The 3,099-nt window shown below is 42.4% G+C and carries 3 protein-coding genes; all 3 read left to right on the top strand.

What is annotated here, in order from left to right; all coding sequences use genetic code 11:
- On the top strand, positions 1 to 230 hold a 230-nt coding region (locus tag HMPREF0367_RS07965), incomplete at its 5' end, for a PrgI family protein (RefSeq protein ID WP_035403115.1).
- Positions 223 to 2,553, top strand: a complete 2,331-nt coding sequence (locus HMPREF0367_RS07960) for a VirB4-like conjugal transfer ATPase, CD1110 family (RefSeq protein WP_002594681.1) — start codon at positions 223 to 225, stop codon at positions 2,551 to 2,553. The genes HMPREF0367_RS07965 and HMPREF0367_RS07960, both read left to right, overlap by 8 nt.
- 13 nt (positions 2,554 to 2,566) lie before the next feature.
- Positions 2,567 to 2,968, top strand: a complete 402-nt coding sequence (locus tag HMPREF0367_RS07955; protein WP_002594682.1) for a DUF6075 family protein — start codon at positions 2,567 to 2,569, stop codon at positions 2,966 to 2,968.
- Positions 2,969 to 3,099 lie beyond the last annotated feature (131 nt).

Genomic DNA, 3,099 nt, shown 5'->3' with positions numbered 1-3,099 from the left:
TGCAGAAATATATGAATCTAATGGTGTGCATTTTGGGTGCTGCTCCGTTTGCGGCACTTGGCTTTGTGAAGTACAACGGTATGACCGCAGAGAAAGCAATCTATGCGTGGATAAAATCGGAGTTTTTAATGCCGAAGAAGCTGGTGTTTCATTCTACCAATGTGTATTACGAACTGATGAAGTCAAGCATTGAACAGAAGCAGAAGGAGGTATTGAAGTCAAATGATTAAGACTCTTACGAACCTGTTTAAGCAGGACAAAGAAAAATTTGTTGTACCGAAAGGTGTGCAGGACGTGATTCCCGTAGTGGCTATCTTTGATGATGGCATTTTCAAAGTGGGAAAGGATAAGTATTCAAAGACTTATCGTTTTACGGACATTAACTATGCAGTGGCGAGCCGTGAGGATAAGGAAGCGATGTTCCTTGAATATTCCGAACTTCTGAACTCTCTTGACAGTGGTGCAACGACAAAAATCACAATCAATAATCGTCGGCTCAACAGACTGGATTTTGAGCAGACAATTCTTATTCCGACAACCGGAGATAATCTGGACGAATATCGAGAGGAATACAATAAAATGCTTCTTGATAAGGCAACGGGTGCAAACTCCATTGTTCAGGATAAGTATATTACCATTTCCATCAACAAAAAGAGTGTGGAGGACGCAAGAACTTATTTTGCCCGTGTCGGTGCAGATTTGATTGCTCACTTCGGCAGGCTTGGAAGTAAGTGTGTGGAACTGGAAACAGACGAAAGACTTCGTATTTTCCACGACTTCTATCGTGTGGGAGAAGAAAGCTCTTTCCACTTTGATATTAAGGAAACAAGAAAAAAGGGACACGATTTTAAGGATTATATCTGCCCCGACACAATGGAATTTGAAAAGGACTATTTCAAGATGGGAAACCGTTATGGAAGAGTCCTTTTTCTTCGTGAATATGCGTCCTATATCAAAGACAGTATGGTAGCGGAACTTACGGATATGAACAGAAATCTGATGATGTCCATTGATATTGTTCCCGTTCCAACGGATGAAGCAGTAAAGGAAGCAGAGAACCGTCTGCTTGGTGTGGAAACCAATATCACAAACTGGCAGCGTAGGCAGAATGCCAATAACAACTTCTCTGCAACTGTTCCGTATGATATGGAGCAGCAGAAGAAAGAAATGAAAGAGTTCCTCGATGACCTTACGACCCGTGACCAGAGAATGATGTTCGCTGTTATCACAATGGTTATTACAGCAGACAGTAAGGAACAGCTTGAGAATGATACGGAAGCGTTGCTTACCACAGCAAGAAAACATCTTTGCCAGTTTGCAACACTGAGATTTCAGCAGGTAGATGGACTCAACACGGTAATGCCGTTTGGAACAAGAAAGATTGATGCCTTCAGAACACTTACAACAGAGAGCCTTTCGGTATTTATCCCATTCAGGGTGCAGGATATTTTCCACGAGAACGGTATCTATTACGGTCAGAATGTTATCAGCAAAAATATGATTATCGCAGACCGTAAGCAGCTTTTGAATGGTAACTCCTTTATTCTCGGTGTATCTGGTGGCGGTAAGTCATTTGCGGCAAAGGGAGAAATCATCAATCAGGTGCTTTCTTCAGACGCAGATATTATCATCATCGACCCTGAGCGAGAGTATTCACAGCTTGTCAATGCAATGGGCGGAGAGGTAATCAATATTTCTGCTACTTCCGACAATCACATCAATGCAATGGATATGAATAAGGATTACGGCGACGGTGCAAACCCTGTCATTTTGAAATCCGAGTTTATTATGTCCCTTTGTGAACAGCTTATCGGAGGAACAAATCTCGGAGCGAAGCAGAAGTCTATCATTGACCGTTGCACGGCAAGCGTGTATCGCAGTTATCAGCAGAATGACTATCAGGGACATATACCGACCTTGCAGGATTTCAGGGCAGAACTTTTGCAGCAGGACGAACCGGAAGCAAAGGAACTGGCACTTGCCATTGAACTTTTCACACACGGTTCTCTGAATACCTTTGCAAAGCAGACGAATGTGGATACCAATAATCGCCTTATCTGCTATGACATTCTTGATTTGGGTAAACAGCTTATGCCGATTGGTATGCTCGTTGTCCTTGACTCTATCCTGAACCGTATCACACAGAACCGTGCAAAGGGTAAGAACACCTTTATCTTCATTGATGAGATTTATCTTCTGTTCCAGCACGAATACTCTGCAAACTTCCTCTTTACCTTGTGGAAGCGTGTGAGAAAATACGGTGCATACGCAAGTGGAATCACTCAGAATGTCGATGACCTTTTGCAGAGCCACACAGCGAGAACAATGCTTGCAAACTCAGAGTTCATCATTATGCTGAATCAGGCTTCCACAGACAGGCTTGAGCTTGCAAAACTTCTGAATATTTCTGACCTCCAGATGTCCTATATCACGAATGTGGAAGCAGGACACGGACTTATCAAGGTGGGAAGTTCGCTTGTACCGTTTGCAAACAAATTCCCTAAGAACACGAAACTTTATAAACTGATGACAACCAAACCAGGCGAAGCATAAGGAGGGATTTACAATGTCTAAGATTCAATTTCGCAATGCTGCACACAGAGATTTTGTATTGGAAAATCTGGATAAGTGCAAAGTCAACGACTGCTATCACAGAGCATTTTTCTATGTGATGGGTATTTCAGAAGAAACAAGAATGAACATCGGAAAGATGTTTGATTTTAAGAGGGATTGCATCATACCGGAAGGTATGCACGGCGGTTGGCAGACAAGTGGCACAGTCAAGGTCTGCCACCTTGCCTTTAATCTCTGGAATGGATTTACGGAAGAAGGCAGGGAAAATCTCTATACACCGGAGGAACTGTTCTGTTGCGGATATGCTCCGTATTTTATGGAGGGTATCAAGTTGAGGTATCCGGAGTATTGCAGAGATTTGACTCCACCTAAGAGAAACGATATGGAAAGGTAAGAGAAAATGAGCAGAAAAATCTATATTATTATTGCGATGGTGTTTATGGTAGTGTTGTCTGTAAGCACCTTCTTTATTATCCGTAATCACATTGACTCTGCCAAGCAGAATGAAGTCTATGATAACCTTGC

Source organism: Faecalitalea cylindroides ATCC 27803, assembly GCF_000469305.1.
Lineage (GTDB): Bacteria > Bacillota_I > Bacilli_A > Erysipelotrichales > Erysipelotrichaceae > Faecalitalea > Faecalitalea cylindroides.
Note: the sequence above shows the minus strand (reverse complement) of the source record. Positions and strands in the feature narration are given on the sequence as shown.